Raw genomic sequence first — 17,056 nt, 5'->3', positions numbered from 1 at the left:
AGATCCGACCAGGGGAGGACGGGGGCGGCCCCGAGTGCTGCCGTGGGTGGAGGCGCGCTCTCCTCACTCCGCGGGAGCGGCGCCCCGGGTCGCGGCCTCGCGCCGGATCGCCGCGTCGCGCTTGCGGACGTACCAGATGCCGATGAGGCCGAGGCCGGCTCCGGCCAGGCAGGTCCACACCCACCAGGTGTGCCCGTGGTCGTCGAACCAGCCGTAGAAGGGGAGCTGCACCAGGAAGAGGACGAACCAGAGGATCGTGCCGCCCGTGATGGTGGCGACGACGGGGCCCTCCAGGGGCTCCGGCGCCTCGTGCTTGGGGGTCCACTTCGCCATGGGCACAGCTTACGAGCACGGTGGGCGGGCCCGTCCGGCGCGGTCGGCGGGTGGTGGCGGAAGGGCCGCTTCCGCCGTATGCCAAGGGTCTACGCGCGGAGATAGCGATTTCGGCCTCATATGTTCATACTGAAACCGCTTGATGCTGGCTCTTTCTGTTCGTACGAAACTCCAACGGAAACGTCGATGAAACCCTTCGGTGATCATCTGACGGCCAGACTCGATCATGTTCCGCCGCGCACCTCCCCAGGCTCGGTCCCGCCCGAGCGGGGCCCGCTCACCGCCCGGCGCCCGTCCTGGCCCCTCCGGGCCCCGCACGTATGAGGTCCCGCATGTCCTCCTCGGCCACCACGGCCCCCGCTCCGGAAAAGCAGCCGTCCCCGCGGCCCGCCGACGGGGCTCTCGACCGCTACTTCAAGATCTCCGAACGGGGCTCGACCCTGGGGCGCGAGGTCCGCGGCGGACTCGCCACCTTCTTCGCGATGGCCTACATCATCGTGCTGAACCCGATCATCCTGGGCAGCGCGAAGGACATGTACGGGCACCAGCTCGACAACGGCCAGCTGGTCACCGCCACCGCCCTGACCGCGGCCTTCACCACGCTGCTCATGGGCGTCATCGGCAACGTGCCGATCGCGCTCGCCGCCGGACTCGGCGTCAACACGGTCGTCGCCCTCCAGCTCGCGCCCCGCATGTCGTGGCCGGACGCCATGGGCATGGTGGTCCTCGCGGGCTTCGTCGTGATGCTGCTGGTGGCCACCGGTCTGCGCGAGCGCGTGATGAACGCGGTGCCGCTCGGCCTGCGCAAGGGCATCTCGATCGGCATCGGCCTGTTCATCATGCTCATCGGCCTGGTGGACTCCGGCTTCGTCTCGCGCATCCCCGACGCCGCGCACACCACCGTGCCGCTCCAGCTCGGCGCCGACGGCCACCTCAACGGCTGGCCCGTCCTGGTCTTCGTCCTCGGCGCGCTGCTCACCCTCGCGCTGATCGTGCGCAAGGTGCCGGGCGCGATCCTCATCTCGATCGTCGCCATGACCGTCTTCGCGGTCGTCATCGAGGCCGTCGCCACGATCCCGTCCTGGGGTCTGACCACCCCGAAGTGGCCGGGCAACCCCGTGGCCACCCCGGACTTCGGCCTGGTCGGCCAGGTCAGCCTCTTCGGCGGCTTCGGCAAGGTCGGCGTGCTGACCGGCGTGCTGTTCGTCTTCACGGTCCTGCTGTCGTGCTTCTTCGACGCGATGGGCACGATCATGGGCGTCAGCGACGAGGCCAAGCTGACCGACGCCCAGGGCAACATGCCGGGCATCAACAAGGTCCTCTTCGTCGACGGCATCGCGGTCGCCGCCGGCGGCGCCAGCTCCTCCTCGGCCACCACCTGCTTCGTGGAGTCCACGGCCGGCGTCGGCGAGGGCGCGCGCACCGGCTTCGCGAACGTCGTCACCGGCGCGCTGTTCGCCGTGGCGCTCTTCCTCACGCCGATCGCCACGATGGTCCCGTCCCAGGCGGCGACCCCGGCGCTGCTCGCGGTCGGCTTCCTGATCATGTCCCACTCGGTCAAGGACATCGACTGGGCGGACTACACGATCGCGGTCCCGGCGTTCGTGACCATGCTGATGATGCCGTTCACGTACTCGATCACCAACGGCATCGGCATGGGCTTCATCACCTTCGTGGTGCTGCGCCTCGCGGTCGGCCGGGCCCGGGAGATCCCGGTGGCGATGTATGTCGTGGCGGCGGTGTTCGGCTTCTACTACCTGATGCCGGCGCTGGGCCTGACCTGATCCGCCCGGCGCCGTGCGGCGACGGGGTCAGCGCGACCCCGTTCCCGTGCGGCGACGCGGTCACGTGACCCGTCCCGTACGGCACCCGGGTCACGTGACCCCGTAGAACTTCTCGGTCTCCTCGACCGCGGTCTGGAACCGCTCGTCGAAGTCGTCGCGAACGAGCGTCCGGACCACGTAGTCCTGGACGCTCATCCCTCTTCTAGCGGCGTGGTGTCGGAGCCGGTTGAGCAGCTCCCCGTCTATGCGCAGGCTGAGCACACTGGTCCCCATGCCGACGAGGGTCGCGGGACTCCGGGCGGCCGGGGGTGGCTTTCCGTGCCCGGCTCACTCGAATGAGTGACTCATGGGTTCAGTGGTCCGTTTCACGGGCATCCAGGTGGTCTTTAGTCAGAGTAATGAGTTACGCTAAAGAACATGCCTGACCTCACCCATGGCGACGACGCTGCCGCCGTGAACTCCCTGCGCTCCGCCGTGATGCGCCTGTCCCGCCGGCTCAAGCACCAGCGGGTCGACGAGTCGCTGAGCCCCACCGAGATGTCGGTGCTGGGCACCCTCGCCCGCTGCGGCTCGGCCACCCCGGGTGAGCTGGCCCGCAAGGAGCACGTCCAGCCGCCCTCGATGACCCGCATCGTGGCGCTGCTGGAGGCCAAGGGACTGGTCAGGCTGGAGCCGCACCCCGAGGACCGGCGCCAGAAGGTCGTCACGCAGACCGAGCAGGCCGAGGCCATGCTCGAGGAGAGCCGCCGACGGCGGAACGCGTGGCTGGCCGGACTGGTCGCGGCCCTCGACGAGGACGAGCGCGCGAAGCTCCGTGCCGCCGCTCCCGTCCTGGAGAAGCTCGCGCACCTGTGACCGGCGGCCGCCGCCGGAGGACACCGTACGAACCCGCTGTAGGAGGCGAACGCTGTTGAGTTCGGGACCCGGAGCAGACTCCGCCCCCGCACCAGCCACCCCCGACACCCCGCCCGACCCCCCGACCGCCCGGTCGTCGATGTTCAGCTCGCTGAGGATCCGCAACTACCGCCTGTTCTTCACCGGGCAGGTCGTCTCCAACACCGGCACCTGGATGCAGCGCATCGCCCAGGACTGGCTGGTGCTCAGCCTGACCGGCTCCTCAGCCGCGGTCGGCATCACCACCGCGCTGCAGTTCCTGCCGATGCTCCTCTTCGGGCTGTACGGCGGCGTCCTGGTCGACCGGCTGCCCAAGCGGCCGACCCTGCTGGCCACCCAGACGGCCATGGGCCTCACCGGCCTCGCCCTCGCCTTCCTGACCCTCTCCGGCCACGTCCAGGTCTGGCACGTCTACGTCGCGGCCTTCGCCGTCGGCCTCGCGACCGTCGTCGACAACCCGGCCCGCCAGTCCTTCGTCGCCGAGATGGTCGGCCCCGGCCAGCTGCAGAACGCGGTCAGCCTGAACTCCGCGAACTTCCAGTCCGCCCGGCTGGTCGGCCCCGCCGTCGCGGGCCTGATGATCACCGGGGTCGGCACCGGCTGGGCGTTCCTCTGCAACGGCCTGTCCTTCGTCGCGCCGATCGCGAGCCTGCTGCTCATGCGCGGCCGCGACCTCCACCAGGCCCGGCGCACCCCGCGCGGCAAGGGCCAGCTCCGCGAGGGCCTGCACTACGTGGCCAGCCGCCCCGAGCTGATCTGGCCGATCGTCCTCGTCGGCTTCATCGGCACCTTCGGCTTCAACTTCCCGGTCTGGCTCTCCGCCTACGCCGACGACGTCTTCCACGCGGGCGCCGGCGCGTACAGCCTCTTCAACACGCTGATGGCCCTCGGTTCGCTGGCCGGCGCGCTGCTCGCCGCCCGCCGCGGCACCGCCCGGCTGCGCGTGCTGATCGGCGCGGCCCTGGCCTTCGGGCTGCTGGAGACGGTGGCGGCCCTCGCGCCGTCCCTGTGGCTGTTCTCCCTGCTCATGGTCCCTATCGGCATCTTCGGCCTGACCGTCAACGTCACCGCGAACACCTCGGTCCAGATGGCCACCGACCCCGCCATGCGCGGCCGGGTCATGGCGCTGTTCATGATGGTCTTCATGGGCGGTACGCCGCTGGGCGCGCCCCTGGTCGGCTGGGTCACCGACGCCTACGGACCGCGCATCGGCTTCGCGCTCGGCGGTCTGGTGTCGGCGCTCGCCGCGGCCACCGTGGGACTGGTGCTGGCCCGCGTCGGCGGACTGCGGCTGTCCGTCGGCTGGCACCGCGGCCACCCGCAGGTCCGCTTCGTGCCCCGGGAGCGGCTGACCGCCGCCGCGTGACCTCGCAGGGCCTGTCCGCGAGGTCCCGTCGTCCGCCCGGAAGGCGGGACAGGCGGGACAGGCGGGACTTCGCGGATACGGCCTCCGCCGTCCCGGCGCCGGGACGCGGAGGCCGCTCGCCCGGCGGCCCGTTCCCTGGAAGGGTGGCGCCATGAGACTCTTCGCCGCCGTGCTGCCTCCCGAGGAGGCGGTCCGTGAACTCGCCGCCGCCGTGGACGGCCTGCGGCGGCTGCCCGGCGCGGACGCGCTGCGCTGGACCGGCCGCCCCGGCTGGCACTTCACCCTCGCCTTCTACGGTGAGGTGGCGGACGAGAGCGTGCCGGAGCTGTCCGGCCGGCTGGCGCGCGCCGCGAAACGCACCCCGCCGTTCCCGCTGGCCCTGCGCGGCGGCGGCCACTTCGGCGGGCGGGCGTTGTGGACGGGCGCCGCGGGCGACGTCGGCGCGCTGCGGCTGCTGGCCGAGCGCGCCGAGGCGGCGGCCAGGAAGGCCGGCCTGCCGACGGAGGAGCACCGCGGGTACCGGCCGCATCTGACGGTGGCCCGCAGTCGCGGCACCGCCGACCTCGGTCCCTGCGTGAGCGCCCTGGACGCCTTCGCCGGGCGGGAGTGGACCGTCGGCGAACTGAGCCTCGTCCGGAGCAATCTGCCGGTCTCGGGGGTGCCGGGGGAGCAGCCGCGCTACGAGACCGTGGAGCGGTGGCCGCTGGGCGCGGACGGCCCGTCCGCCTGAGGCGCGGCGGCCCCGCGGGGACGGGCGGCCGGTGCGCGTCGCGGCCGGCCGGATAACCTCGACCCTGTGGACCCGAAGACCCGAAACCGGATCATGGCCGGTGTGCTCGTGCTGATGTTCGTCGTCGTGGCTGTGGCGGCGGCGGTCGGATAGACCGCCGCCGCCGGACGCGCCGTGCCCCGGGAGCCCGCTGCTCAGGCTCCCGAGGGGCCCCGGACCGACTACCAGGCGAACGCCTCGGGAGAGGGGCCCGGCCCCGGGAAGATCTCGTCCAGGGACGCCAGCACCTCCTCGGACAGCTCCAGCTCGACGGCACGCAGCGCCGAGTCGAGCTGCTCGGCCGTCCGCGGGCCGACGATGGGCCCGGTGACGCCGGGACGGCTCAGCAGCCAGGCCAGCGCCGTCTCGCCCGGTTCCAGGCCGTGCTTGTCGAGCAGGTCCTCGTACGACTGGATCTGGGCGCGTACCGCCGTGTTGGCCAGCGCGTCCGCGGACCGGCCGCCGGCCCGGCGCCCGCCCGCCGTCTCCTTCCTGATCACTCCGCCGAGCAGTCCGCCGTGCAGCGGCGACCAGGGGATGACCCCGAGCCCGTACTCCCGCGCGGCCGGGATGACCTCCATCTCGGCCCGGCGCTCGGCCAGGTTGTAGAGGCACTGCTCGCTGACCAGGCCGTAGCTGCCGCGGCGCGCGGCGCTCTCGTTGGCCTGGGCGATCTTGTAGCCGGGGAAGTTGGAGGAGCCCGCGTACAGGATCTTGCCCTGTGCCACGAGCGTGTCGATCGCCTGCCAGATCTCCTCGAAGGGAGTGCTGCGGTCGACGTGGTGGAACTGGTAGACGTCGATGTAGTCGGTCCGGAGCCGCTTGAGGCTCGCGTCGACGGCCCGGCGGATGTTGACCGCGGAGAGCTTGTCGTGGTTGGGCCAGGCGTCGCCGTCCGCCGCCATGTTCCCGTACACCTTGGTGGCGAGTACGACCTTGTCGCGCCGGTCGCCGCCCTGAGCGAACCAGCTGCCGATGATCTCCTCGGTGCGGCCCTTGTTCTCGCCCCACCCGTAGACGTTGGCGGTGTCGAAGTAGTTGATCCCCGCGTCCAGGGCCGCGTCCATGATGGCGTGACTGCCGGCCTCGTCGGTCTGCGGGCCGAAGTTCATGGTGCCGAGGACGAGCCGGCTGACCTTGAGTCCCGTGCGTCCGAGCTGCGTGTACTTCATGGGTCCCAAGCCAACGCGCTGGAGTGCGCTCCAGGCAAGAGGTGGCCGGGCGGACGGCGCGTTCAGTCGCGCGGGAAGGCACCGCTCGCGAGGACGAGGCGGGTGCCGCCCACGGTCAGCTCCACGTCCCCGCCGAAGGCGACGGTGGTCTCGGTGACGCACGGTCACCATGGGCCCGCGCCGCGCCCGGCGGGGCGGCCGGTCAGGCGGTGACGGCGTACGGCCCGCCGAGCCCCCAGGCCTGGTGCAGCGCGTCCGCGAACCCTTCCGCGATCTTGTGTTCGCCGCTCGCGTTCGGATGGGTGCCGTCGTAGGTGTCGAGGTGGATGTCGTACGAGGCGGGCGGGGACGCCAGCAGCAGGGGGGAGCGGGGCTCGCCGAGGTCGGCGACGGCCTTGGCGAGCAGCTCGTTGAAGGAGGCGACCTCGGCGGCGAACGGCGCGTCCGACTCCGCGCGCACGTTGGGTATCACCGGCAGGAGCGCCATGCGTATGCGCGGGTTCGCCGCCCGGGCCTCGGCGACGAAGAGCCGCACGTTCCCGGCCGTCTGCTCCGCGTTCGTGTAGAAGCCGAGGTCGATCAGGCCGAGGGAGACCAGCAGGACGTCGGCCCGGTGCGTGTTCACCGCCTCCCGGATGAGCGGCGCCATGTGCAGCCAGCCCTCGCCCCAGCCGGCCAGGTGGGCGCGGGGGAAGTCGGGGTCCGCGTACGCGTACGAGCCGGGCGTGCCGGTCGCCGGGTCGTACAGGGCCTCGCGCGGGCCGACGATGTGGAAGGGTCCCCCGTGCGCCGCGCGCAGGTGCTGCCACATCCGGTAGCGCCATGTGTGTTCGCCCGGGCTTCCGATCGTCATCGAATCGCCGACGGGCATGAACCTGAGCATCCGCTCATCATGGTGGATCACCGCGGCGGTTGGGGTGTGAGGATGGCCACCCGAGCTGAACGGCGGGCGTGGATGGCAGGCTTGGCGCATGCGCCGACCCTTCTCCTTCCTCGCCGCGGCCCTGCTCGCCGCCTCCGGAGCCCTGCTCGCCGTGGGGCCGGCCGCACCGGCGGCCGCCGACGACGGGGGGTTCACCATCGAGGACCCGCGGATCACCGAGTCCAGCGGGCTCGCCGCCTCGCGTCAGCACCCCGGCGTCTACTGGACCCACAACGACAGCGACGACGGCCCGTACCTGTACGCGGTCGACAGCCGGACCGGGAAGACGGTCGCCACCGTCACGCTGAGCGGCATCGGCTCGCCCCGTGACGTCGAGGCCGTCTCCATCGGGCCGGGCAACGAGATCTGGGTCGGCGACATCGGCGACAACTTCGGCGGCCGGTGGGACCACGTGTGGCTCTACAGGCTGCCCGAGCCGAAGAAGCTGGCCGACCAGACCGTCCGTGCCACCCAGTACGTCGTGAAGTACGCCGACGGTCCCCGGGACGCGGAGGCGATGATGGTGCACCCCAAGACCGGGCGCGTGTACATCGTCTCGAAGAACGAGGACGGGGGCGGCCTCTACGAGGCGCCCGCGCGGCTCTCGGCCTCCGGCACGAACGTCTTCCGGCGCATCGCCGACATCGGCCTGTGGACCACCGACGGGGCGTTCTCCCCGGACGGCCGCCAACTCGCCGTGCGCGGCTACCTCGGTGGCATCGCCTACCGCTGGAACGGCGGGAAGCCCGAGCGGCAGGCGCGGCTGGACGTGCCGCTCCAGGGGCAGGGCGAGTCCGTCACCTACACCGCCGACGGGTCCGAGCTGTTGTACGGGACCGAGGGGGAGCGGAGCACCGTCCAGGCGGGGAGCGTACCGGGGTCCGGCGACGGCAAGTCCCCGTCGGGGGGCGGGGGTTCGGCGAGCGGGCACAGCGACGGGGACGGGGGTCCGGCCGGCGGCACGAAGGTCGGCACCGGCGCACTCGTCGTCGTGGCGATCGCGGCTGTCGCCGTCTTCGGGGGCCTGCGGCTGCGCCGACGGGGATAGCACACCGCTCCGCGGGCGCCCGCGTGAACTGACGCGCGGGGCGAGGGCGTGCGCCGCGGGAGACCGGTGCGATCGTGCTCCCGGCGGGCCCGGAGGCGCCGGCCGGTAGGGCGGGACGCTCCACCGCGCCCCTCCCGGAGGGCGGCGCGGTGATCCGCCTCAGGCCGAGGTGCCGCCGCGCCGGGCGTAGGCGCGGGCGGCGCGGGCGCGGTCGCCGCAGCGCGTGGAGCACCAGTGGCGCCGGCCGTGGGTCCGAAGGAGGAAGCGGTCGCAGGGGGCGGAGCCGCAGGCGGCGAGGAGGTCCGCGTCCGGGCCGGTGAGCAGGTCGGCGGCGTCGGCGGCGAGGGTCGCCAGCGCGTGGTTGACGGCCTGGTCGGTGGGGTGGGCCTGGACGCGGCGCAGTCCCGTGGCGCCCTCTCGGGCGAGCAGGGGTGCGGTGGGCAGGGCCGTGAGCGCTTCGTTCACCGCCCGCAAGGACTCCTCGGGCACGGGGGCGTCGTCGACGCGTGCCGCGAAGAGGTTCCGTACGTGTGCCCGCAGGGTGCGCATGCGCTGGGAGCACATCTCGTACAACCGCACGTCCGGCGTGGCCAGGTCGCCTGTGACGAGCCAGTGCCGCGCGGACTCGGGGGTGGCGAGCACGTCGTAGCTCTGGTCGCCGGGCAGGGTCGCCGCGGTGTCGGCGAAGTCCAGGCTGCGGTACCGCTCGGCGCCCGGGGCCGGGGGCAGGGTCGCCTGTGCGATCTCGGTGGCCGGGGACTTCCGCATGGCTCTCATGGTAGCGCTTGTGTTTTTCCGTGACGTCGGCCTAGTCTTCATCACGGAAACTGACGAGATTATCCGTGAGGAATGAGGGTGTGGACATGTCCCGGCACGACACCGCGCAGTTCCCGGTCCGTACGTTCGGCGGCCCGACCGCCCTGTTCGAGTACGGCGGCCTGCGCTTCCTGACCGACCCGACCTTCGACGGCGCCGGCGACTACCCGTCCCAAGGGCCGACCCTGACCAAGACGGCCCCCTCCACCGCCGCCCCCGCCGACCTCGGCCCCGTCGACGTCGTCCTGCTCTCCCACGACGAGCACGCCGACAACCTGGACAGGTCCGGCCGGGCCCTCCTCGCCGACGTCCCCCTCACCCTCACCACCCCCGGCGGCGGCGAGCGCCTCGGGGGCGGGGCCAGGGGTCTGGCCGACTTCGAGTCGGTCGAGCTGGAGCGGCCGGACGGCGGCACGGTCACCGTCACCGGCGTCCCCGCGATCCACGGCCCGGGCAGGCGCGAGGACGTCGAACCCCTCACCGGCCAGGTCGTCGGCTTCGTCCTGACCGGCGAGGGCCTGCCGACCGTCTACGTCAGCGGCGACAACGCCTCGCTGGACGCCGTCCGGGACATCGCCGGACGCTTCGCCCCGGTCGACACCGCCATCCTGTTCGCCGGAGCCCCTCGCTTCCCCGTGCTCTTCGACGGCGGACTGCTCGTCCTGGACAGCGCGCAGGCGGCCGAGGCCGCACGCATCCTGGACGCCGGGCGCGTCGTGCCCGTCCACCACGACAGCTGGGCGCACTTCACCGAGGGCCGCGACGAGCTGGAGGCCGCGTTCGCCGCCGCCGGCCTCGCCGACCGCCTGGACCAGGACTGGACGCAGCGCGCCTGAACGGGCCGCCCCGGGAACGCGAAGGGCGCCCGGTGATCACCGGGCGCCCTTCGCCGTCGTACGTAAGGCGGTTACAGCTTCTCGATGACGTAGTCGACGCACTTCGTCAGCGCCTCGACGTCCGCCGGGTCGATCGCCGGGAACATGGCGACGCGCAGCTGGTTGCGGCCGAGCTTGCGGTAGGGCTCGGTGTCCACGATGCCGTTGGCGCGCAGCACCTTGGCGACGGCGGCCGCGTCGATCTCGTCCGCGAAGTCGATCGTGCCGATGACCTGCGAGCGCTTGGCCGGGTCGGTGACGAACGGGGTGGCGTACTTGGAGTCGTCGGCCCAGCCGTACAGCCGGCCGGCGGAGTCCTTCGTACGGGCCGCCGACCAGTCGAGCCCGCCCTGGCCGTTGATCCACTCCAGCTGCTCGTTCAGCAGGAACAGGGTGGTCAGCGCCGGGGTGTTGTACGTCTGGTTCTTGCGGGAGTTGTCGATCGCGGTGGGCAGCGAGAAGAACTCCGGCACGTGCCGTCCGCTCGCGTGGACGCGCTCGGCGCGCTCGATCGCGGCGGGGGAGAAGACGCCGATCCACAGGCCGCCGTCGGAGGCGAAGGACTTCTGCGGGGCGAAGTAGTAGACGTCCGTCTCGGTGATGTCGACGGGCAGGCCGCCGGCGCCGCTGGTGGCGTCCACCAGCACCAGGGAGCCCTCGTCGGCGCCCGCGACCCGCTTGATCGGGGCGGCGACACCGGTGGAGGTCTCGTTGTGGGTGAACGCGTACACGTCCACGCCCGCTTCGGCGGACGGCTCGGGGTGCGTGCCCGGGTCGCTGGTGATCACGGTGGGCTCGGCCAGCCACGGGGCGAGCTTCGCCGCCTTCGCGAACTTGGAGGAGAACTCGCCGAAGCTCAGGTGCTGCGACTTGTTCTCGATCAGGCCGTGCGTCGCGACGTCCCAGAACGCGGTGGAGCCGCCGTTGCCGAGGACGACCTCGTAGCCCTCGGGCAGCGAGAACAGCGCGCTCACGCCCTCGCGGACCTTGCCGACCAGGTTCTTGACCGGAGCCTGGCGGTGGGAGGTGCCCAGCAGCGAACTGCCGGTGGCGGCCAGGGCGTCCAGCGCCTCTGTCCGCACCTTGGAGGGACCCGCGCCGAAACGGCCGTCGGCGGGCTTGATGTCGGAGGGAATCTGGATCTCAGCCACGAGCGGAGCCTAGCCGTTCACGGAAACCTGGGTGAAACGTCGTCCGTCGGGTGAGACGGCGGCCGGCCGTAGGCCGGACGGGTCGCGATCCCCGTCCGGCGTAAGGCGGCAGGAGGGTCAGTTCGCGCGCAGGCGCACCGGCAGTTCGAACAGGTCGTTCTGGGTCACCACCGGCTTGTTGCGGAGTTCGCTCGCCGGGACCGCCAGGTCGAGGGCGGGGAAGCGCTCGTAGAGGGCGGGCAGGGCGACGCCCGCCTCCAGACGGGAGAGCGCGGCGCCCGGGCACACGTGCGGCCCGTGCCCGAAGGAGATGTGCCGGTTCGCGGACGTGCGGGTGATGTCGAACTCGCCCGCGGTGGGGCCGTGCGCCTGCTCGTCGCGGCCGATGGCGCCGTAGGACACGATGAGCGCGTCGCCCGCCGGGATCACCTTGTCGCCCACGGGCACGTCCTCCGTCGCGAACCGGATCAGGACGTGTGAGGTCGGCGTCGAGTGGCGCAGGGTCTCCTCCACGACGGCGGACCAGTCGGCTTCACCGGAGAGGACGAGCGCGCGCTGCTCCGGGTGGGTGGACAGGTTCACCACCGCGTTGACGATCAGGGAGATCGTCGTCTCGTGGCCCGCGGCGACCATCAGCTGGAGGGTGGAGACGATCTCCTCGTCGGTGAGGTGGTCGCCGTCCTCCGAGGCGAGGATCAGCGCGCTGGTCAGGTCGTCGCCCGGGTTCTCGCGCTTGGCGGCGACCGTCTGCGCCATGATCCCGGCCAGCTCGGTCAGCGTGGCGATGACCTCGGCGGGCGGGGTCTGCGTGGAGAAGAACTTCTCGAACAGCACCTTGAGCCGCGGCAGTTCGGCCTCGTCGATGCCCATCAGGTCGGCGACGACGTACATCGGCAGCGGGTAGGCGAACGCGGCCTTCAGGTCGACGGGCTCGTCACCGGCGCCGGCCAGCCCGTCGAGGAGCCCCTCGGTCAGCTCGGCGATCCGCCCGCGCATCCGCTCCACGCGGCGGGGCGTCAGGGCCTGCGCGACCAGCGTGCGCATCCGCCGGTGCTCGGCGCCGTCCACGGTGAGCATGGAGCGGCCGGGGTTGGCGAGCCCGATCAGCGGCCAGTCCGGGGCTATCTCGCCGCGCTGCCAGGCGCCCCAGACGTTGATGTCCTTCACCAGCCGCGGGTCCGTCAGCAGCGCGCGGGCCTCCGCGTGGTGCGTGACCGCCCACACCGGGACGCCGCCGGGCAGCTCCACGGCGGCCAGCGGCCCCGCCTCGCGCAGCCGGGCGCTCTCCGCGTCGAGGTCGGTGACGAAGGGGTCCAGGGCGATCCGCGTGGTCTCGGCGTCGGCCGGACTCGTCTGGGTGGTCATGCGGGCGTGCCTCCAAGGGCCGGGGTCGGGGTGAACCGCACGGGCAGCTCGGTGAGACCGCGCAGCCAGGGCGAGGGGCGGCGCGCGAGGGCGTCCGCCGGGACGGCGAGGTCGATGTCCGGCAGCCGGTCCAGGACGACCTCGATGCCGGTGCGCGCGATGACCTCGGCGACCTCCTGGGCCGGGAACGGGCAGCGGTGTTCGCCGTGGCCGAAGGAGAAGTGGGCGTTGTTGCCGCCGGTCAGGGCGGAACCGTCGGTGCGCACCTGCGGGTCGGAGTTGGCCCCCTGGAGCCCGAGCAGCAGCAGGTCGCCCGCGCGGATGCGGCGCCCGCCGAGCTGGGTGTCGCGGGAGGCCCAGCGGCCCGCCACGTTCTGGGTGGGGGTGTCCTCCCACAGGACCTCGTTCATGGCCTCGGCGACGCTGTTGCGGCCGCCGAAGAGGGAGGCGGCGAAGCGCTCGTCGGTCAGCATCAGGCGCAGCGAGTTGCCGATCCAGTCCGCCGTCGGCTGGTGGCCTGCGGCCATCATGACCATCAGGTCCTGCATGATCTCCTCGTCCGTGAACCCGGAGGGGTCCGCGAGCATGCGGGAGACCACGTCGTGCGCGGGCTCGGCCTTGCGCTCGGCGAGCAGCCGCGCCATCGAGGAGGCGAGGTGCTGCTGTCCCGCCAGCGCGCCCTCCCGCCCGTTGATCATGTCGTTCAGGGCGGTGACCAGGCCGGGGCCCTCCTCGTCGGAGAAGCCGTACAGCCGGGCCAGCACGCGCACCGGCAGCAGCGCCGCGTAGTCGCCGATGATGTCCGTCTCGCCCTTGGCGCAGACCGCGTCGATCAGCTCGTCGGCGAACTTCTCGGCGTGGGCGCGCAGTTCGAAGGGGTCGACGCCCTCGAGCGCGTTGCTGATCATCGCGGCGCGCTCGCGGTGGCGCTCGCCGACGGTGTAGAGGATCGAGGGCTGCTTGCGCCCGATCATCGGCAGCAGCGGCCAGTCGTCGGGGACGCGGTCCCACTGGTTCCACAGGTCGGAGTCCCGGCTGAACAGCGCCGGGTCGCCGGTGACCTGGTGCAGTTCGCGGTAGCCGAGCACCAGCCACGCCGGTATGTCCCCGTCGAGGACCACCGGGGTCACGGCGCCGTGCTCGCGCCGCATCTCCCGGTACAGCGCCGCGGGTTCGGTCTGGAACCTGGGCCCGCTCAGGGGCACGGGGGCGGAGGTCACAGGGCCAACTCCGGGGATTGCAGGGTGTCGTCGGGGGTCCGGGCGGCGGGGACGGCGCCGCCGGCCGGCCGGGACGCGTACAGGGTCTGGATGTGCTCGACGAGGGTGATCAGCACGTGCTTGCTGGACGCGCGGGAGCGGGCGTCGCAGTCGAGCAGCGGGACGTGCGGGTCGAGGTCGAGGGCCTCGCGGATCTGGGCGGGGGTGTGGGCCGGGCCGCCGAAGTCGTTGCAGGCGACGATGAACGGCGTGCCGTGGTGCTCCAGGCGGTCGATGGCGTACCAGGAGTCGTCGATGCGCCGGGTGTCCACGAGGACGACCGCGCCGAGCGTGCCGGCGAACAGCCGGTCCCACAGGAACCAGAAGCGCTCCTGGCCGGGCGCGCCGAACAGGTAGAGCACGTTGTGCGCGTCGAGGGTGATCCGGCCGAAGTCGAAGGCGACGGTGGTCGCGGACTTGCCGCGCACCTCGCTGATGTCGTCGACGGCCTCGCCGGCCTGGGTCATCGTCTCCTCGGTGTTGAGGGGACGGATCTCGCTGACCGAGCGGACCAGGGTCGTCTTGCCGACGCCGAAGCCGCCCACGACCACGATCTTCAGGCCGTTGTCGGCGGTGGCCCCGAGGGGGGTCCGCGCGTCAGAGGTTACGGAGTCCAACGAGCACCTGCTCCAGGATGTCGGGATCGGGTAGAGCGTCCTTCTGCGGGTGGCGGGCGCTGATGCGGCCCGCCGCGAGGAGGTCGGAGAGCAGGATGCGGGTGATGCTCACCGGCAGCCGCAGCTCGGCGGCGACCTCCACGACCGCCGTGGGCCGGTCGGTCAGCCGCAGGATCGCGGCGTGCTCGGACTGCATGCCCGTGACCGGATCGCACTCGGCGACCACCAGCGTCACCAGGTCGAACGGGGTGTCCGGCCCGGACCGGGTGCGCCCTCCGGTGAGGGTGTAGAGCCGGTCGGGGGCGTCGTCCCTGCCGGGGCGGCTCATGACGTACGCGGCTGCGCGCTCAGGTGTTCGCCGAGTTGCTCCACGAGTTCGCTCATGTTGTGCCCGACCAGCCCGGCGTCGGCGTCCTCACCGGTGACCACGGCGAGGTGCGCGCCCTCGCCGGCCTCCACGATGAACAGGACGCCGCCGTAGAACTCGGCCATCGCCGAGCGCACGCCGCCGCTGCCGTCGCCGAACTCGACGGAGGCGCCGTGGGACAGCGACTGGATGCCCGCGGCGATCGCGGCGAGCTGGTCGGCCTGGTCGACGGAGAGCTCCGGCGTACGGCACAGCTTCAGGCCGTCGCGGGAGAGCACGAGCGCGTGCCGGGCTCCCGGGGTGCGCTCCAGCAGGCCCTCGATGAGCCAGGTGAGCTTCTCGTCGGCGGTGGTGGTGCCGGTCATGGAGTGGTGTCGCCTTCCGGGTGCGAGGGGGAGTGCGCGTGTGAGGGGCTGGCGGGGGCGTCGGCCGCTGCGGGCGCGGAGTCCCGTACGGCCTCTTCGGGGTCGGTGGGGGCGGAGCGGGCCGGCTCCGGGCGGGCGGCCACGGGGGCGTCCCCGTGGCCGGTCCGGGCGCGGCCGGTGTCGCCGGCGGTGTGGTCGGCGGGTGCGGCGCCCGGCGCGGAGCCCGGGTCCCCGGCCGTGCCGCGGACCGCCTGGCGGAAGCTGCCGAAGCGGGCGACGCGGGCCTTGGTGTCGTCGGCGGACGGCATCTCGCGGTCGGTCCGGCCGTGGCCGTGCGCACCCTGGGCGCGGCGCTCGGCGGCGGCGAGGGTGCGGCCCCGGCGGCGCTTGGGCAGCCCCCCGGTGGCGCCGGCCCCGGTGTCCTGTCCGGCGCGGGGCGACTCGTGGGTGGGCAGCGGGTCCGGGTCGAGGTCCGCGCCGGCGCGGGCGGCGGCGTACGACACCGGGGGCCGGGCCGGGGGCTGCTCCGCGGACCCGTCGCTCCCGGACGCGGCCGGGGTGATGGCCGCCGGTGCGTGGGTCGGGGTCGTGGCCGGTGCGTCCTGCGCCGCGGACCCGGCGAGGGCCGCCGGGCGGGCGCCGGCGGGGGCGGCCTGGGGCGTCAGGAGGTCCTGCGGGATGAGCACCAGGACGCCGGTGCCGCCGCGCGCGGACGGCCGGAAGGACACCTTGAGCCCGTGCTTGCGGGCCAGCCGGCCGACCACCGCGAGTCCGAGCCGGGTGCCGGTGAGCCCGCCCAGTCCGGCGACCTCGCCGGACACGGCGCTCTCGGCGCGGCGCAGCTGGACGTCGCCCATCACCAGGCCGCTGTCCTCGACGGAGACGATGACACCGGCCGGCACCTCCTCGACGTAGACGTGCACCTCGGCGGTCGGCGGCGAGAAGTTGGCGGCGTTGTCGAGGAGTTCGGCGAGCGCGTGCATGACGCCCTCGGCGGCGTGGCCGGAGACGGCGGCCTCGCTCGCGGAGTGCACCCGCACGCGCTGGTAGCCGCTGATACGGCCCATCGCGCCGCGCAGGATGGACTCCATCGGGATCGGGCGGGCCCAGCGGCGTCCGGAGCGGGCGCCCGCGAGGACCGCGACGGAGTCGGCGAGACGGCCCGCCTGCGCGGTGCGGTGGTCGAGGTGCAGCAGGTCGGTGAGGACCTCCTCGTCGGAGTGCCGCTCCTCCATCGCCCGCAGGTCGGCGAGCATGCCGGTGGCCAGGGCCTGCATCCGTCCGGCCGCGTTGGCGGTGGCGGAGACGGCGGCGTCGCGGGCGTTCTCGGCCTGCCGGGCGCGCTCCGCGAGGCGGGCGTTCTCCTCGGCGAGCCGGGCCCGGTCCTCGGTGAGCCGGCGGCGCTCACGGTCGGACTCCTCGGTGAGCCGCGCGCGTTCCTGCGCGAACTCCTCGGTCAGGCGCACCCGTTCGCGTGCCGCGTCCTCGGCGAGCCGGGCGCGGTCCTGGGCGAGCTCGCCGGCCAGGCGCCCGCGCTCCTGCGCGAACTCCTCGGCCTGCCGCGCCCGTTCGTGCAGCAGCCGGCCGGTGTCCGCCGTCACGGCGTCGATACGGCGGCGCAGCACCTTGGCCGTCTGCGCGGCGCGGGTGGCCACGGCGACGGCCGCGCACAGCAGGACGGCGCCCGCACCGGCGCCCCAGGCGAGGGGCGTGCGCACGGAGTCCGGGGCGAGGACGACCGCGCCGACGACCACGAGGGCGGAGAGCGCGGCGGTGAGCAGCGGGGCGGGCGCGACCGTGCGGAAGGTGGGCCGATCGCCTGGGGGGAGGGGCGCGGTCATGAATCGTGTCCTCGGTCGGGGCCTCGGTCGTGTTCTGGGCGAGAGTCTTGTTCTGCGCGTGAAGCGACACCTGATGCCCAACAGCCGGTCACTATATGAGAGTTCGTGATCG

18 protein-coding genes are annotated in these 17,056 nt (G+C 73.0%); 6 read left to right on the top strand and 12 right to left on the bottom strand.

What is annotated here, in order from left to right:
- Positions 1-63: 63 nt before the first annotated feature.
- The gene (locus tag ACFYQQ_RS23095) at positions 64-333 is read right to left on the bottom strand and encodes a DUF2530 domain-containing protein (RefSeq protein WP_355779945.1); all 270 of its coding nucleotides are present in this window, start codon (positions 331-333) and stop codon (positions 64-66) included.
- A gap of 332 nt (positions 334-665) precedes the next feature.
- Between ACFYQQ_RS23095 and ACFYQQ_RS23090 the strand changes: the two genes are divergently transcribed.
- The gene (locus ACFYQQ_RS23090; RefSeq protein ID WP_355779948.1) at positions 666-2,117 is read left to right on the top strand and encodes an NCS2 family permease; all 1,452 of its coding nucleotides are present in this window, start codon (positions 666-668) and stop codon (positions 2,115-2,117) included.
- A gap of 90 nt (positions 2,118-2,207) precedes the next feature.
- Here the strand turns inward: ACFYQQ_RS23090 and ACFYQQ_RS23085 are convergent, their stop codons facing one another.
- Positions 2,208-2,390 carry a ribbon-helix-helix protein, CopG family gene (locus ACFYQQ_RS23085; protein WP_355779951.1) on the bottom strand — a complete coding sequence of 61 codons (183 nt, stop codon included), beginning with the start codon at positions 2,388-2,390 and terminating at the stop codon, positions 2,208-2,210.
- A gap of 144 nt (positions 2,391-2,534) precedes the next feature.
- On the opposite strand from ACFYQQ_RS23085, the gene ACFYQQ_RS23080 reads away from it, so the two are divergent.
- The 3 genes from ACFYQQ_RS23080 to thpR all read left to right on the top strand — a co-directional run bounded on the left by ACFYQQ_RS23080 (position 2,535) and on the right by thpR (position 5,107).
- Complete coding sequence (locus ACFYQQ_RS23080) at positions 2,535-2,972, top strand: MarR family transcriptional regulator (RefSeq protein WP_355779954.1); 438 nt, start codon at positions 2,535-2,537, stop codon at positions 2,970-2,972.
- Between the two features lie 55 nt (positions 2,973-3,027).
- A complete protein-coding gene (locus ACFYQQ_RS23075) occupies positions 3,028-4,377 on the top strand; it encodes an MFS transporter (RefSeq protein ID WP_355779957.1) in 1,350 nt (449 codons plus the stop codon).
- A gap of 151 nt (positions 4,378-4,528) precedes the next feature.
- Positions 4,529-5,107 carry an RNA 2',3'-cyclic phosphodiesterase gene (gene thpR / locus ACFYQQ_RS23070; RefSeq protein WP_356174306.1) on the top strand — a complete coding sequence of 193 codons (579 nt, stop codon included), beginning with the start codon at positions 4,529-4,531 and terminating at the stop codon, positions 5,105-5,107.
- Between the two features lie 221 nt (positions 5,108-5,328).
- Here the strand turns inward: thpR and ACFYQQ_RS23065 are convergent, their stop codons facing one another.
- Positions 5,329-6,318: an aldo/keto reductase gene (locus ACFYQQ_RS23065; RefSeq protein ID WP_356174303.1), complete on the bottom strand. Its 990-nt coding sequence runs from the start codon at positions 6,316-6,318 to the stop codon at positions 5,329-5,331.
- Positions 6,319-6,520: 202 nt separating this feature from the next.
- Complete coding sequence (locus ACFYQQ_RS23060; RefSeq protein ID WP_355793962.1) at positions 6,521-7,201, bottom strand: SGNH/GDSL hydrolase family protein; 681 nt, start codon at positions 7,199-7,201, stop codon at positions 6,521-6,523.
- Positions 7,202-7,289: 88 nt separating this feature from the next.
- Between ACFYQQ_RS23060 and ACFYQQ_RS23055 the strand changes: the two genes are divergently transcribed.
- A complete protein-coding gene (locus ACFYQQ_RS23055; protein WP_355793961.1) occupies positions 7,290-8,288 on the top strand; it encodes a WD40 repeat domain-containing protein in 999 nt (332 codons plus the stop codon).
- Positions 8,289-8,447: 159 nt separating this feature from the next.
- Here the strand turns inward: ACFYQQ_RS23055 and ACFYQQ_RS23050 are convergent, their stop codons facing one another.
- Positions 8,448-9,065 carry an ABATE domain-containing protein gene (locus ACFYQQ_RS23050; RefSeq protein WP_388905019.1) on the bottom strand — a complete coding sequence of 206 codons (618 nt, stop codon included), beginning with the start codon at positions 9,063-9,065 and terminating at the stop codon, positions 8,448-8,450.
- A gap of 86 nt (positions 9,066-9,151) precedes the next feature.
- Here ACFYQQ_RS23050 and ACFYQQ_RS23045 point away from each other — a divergent pair, with 86 nt between their 5' ends.
- Positions 9,152-9,940, top strand: a complete 789-nt coding sequence (locus ACFYQQ_RS23045; RefSeq protein WP_355795164.1) for an MBL fold metallo-hydrolase — start codon at positions 9,152-9,154, stop codon at positions 9,938-9,940.
- Between the two features lie 71 nt (positions 9,941-10,011).
- Here ACFYQQ_RS23045 and serC read toward each other — a convergent pair whose 3' ends face one another.
- The 7 genes from serC to ACFYQQ_RS23010 form a co-directional block, all read right to left on the bottom strand.
- Complete coding sequence (gene serC, locus ACFYQQ_RS23040) at positions 10,012-11,130, bottom strand: phosphoserine transaminase (RefSeq protein WP_355789256.1); 1,119 nt, start codon at positions 11,128-11,130, stop codon at positions 10,012-10,014.
- A 117-nt stretch (positions 11,131-11,247) separates the two neighbouring features.
- Positions 11,248-12,495 carry a cytochrome P450 gene (locus ACFYQQ_RS23035; RefSeq protein WP_355789259.1) on the bottom strand — a complete coding sequence of 416 codons (1,248 nt, stop codon included), beginning with the start codon at positions 12,493-12,495 and terminating at the stop codon, positions 11,248-11,250.
- Positions 12,492-13,715: a cytochrome P450 gene (locus tag ACFYQQ_RS23030; RefSeq protein ID WP_355789262.1), complete on the bottom strand. Its 1,224-nt coding sequence runs from the start codon at positions 13,713-13,715 to the stop codon at positions 12,492-12,494. Before ACFYQQ_RS23030 ends, ACFYQQ_RS23035 begins: the two co-directional genes overlap by 4 nt.
- A complete protein-coding gene (locus ACFYQQ_RS23025; protein WP_355789265.1) occupies positions 13,712-14,371 on the bottom strand; it encodes an ATP/GTP-binding protein in 660 nt (219 codons plus the stop codon). The genes ACFYQQ_RS23030 and ACFYQQ_RS23025 overlap by 4 nt, the downstream gene beginning before the upstream one ends.
- Positions 14,352-14,699: a DUF742 domain-containing protein gene (locus ACFYQQ_RS23020; protein ID WP_355789268.1), complete on the bottom strand. Its 348-nt coding sequence runs from the start codon at positions 14,697-14,699 to the stop codon at positions 14,352-14,354. The genes ACFYQQ_RS23025 and ACFYQQ_RS23020 overlap by 20 nt, the downstream gene beginning before the upstream one ends.
- Positions 14,696-15,103 (bottom strand): roadblock/LC7 domain-containing protein, encoded by a 408-nt coding sequence (locus ACFYQQ_RS23015; protein WP_121402281.1) that lies wholly within the window; start codon positions 15,101-15,103, stop codon positions 14,696-14,698. Before ACFYQQ_RS23015 ends, ACFYQQ_RS23020 begins: the two co-directional genes overlap by 4 nt.
- Positions 15,100-16,944 (bottom strand): ATP-binding protein, encoded by a 1,845-nt coding sequence (locus ACFYQQ_RS23010; RefSeq protein ID WP_388905018.1) that lies wholly within the window; start codon positions 16,942-16,944, stop codon positions 15,100-15,102. The genes ACFYQQ_RS23015 and ACFYQQ_RS23010 overlap by 4 nt, the downstream gene beginning before the upstream one ends.
- Between the last annotated feature and the right edge of the window lie 112 nt (positions 16,945-17,056).

Origin of the sequence: Streptomyces sp. NPDC005496, from assembly GCF_042872045.1 — a bacterium.
Classification (GTDB): domain Bacteria; phylum Actinomycetota; class Actinomycetes; order Streptomycetales; family Streptomycetaceae; genus Streptomyces.
The sequence above is the reverse complement of the archived record's forward strand: the minus strand, read 5'-3'. Positions and strand labels throughout refer to the sequence as shown.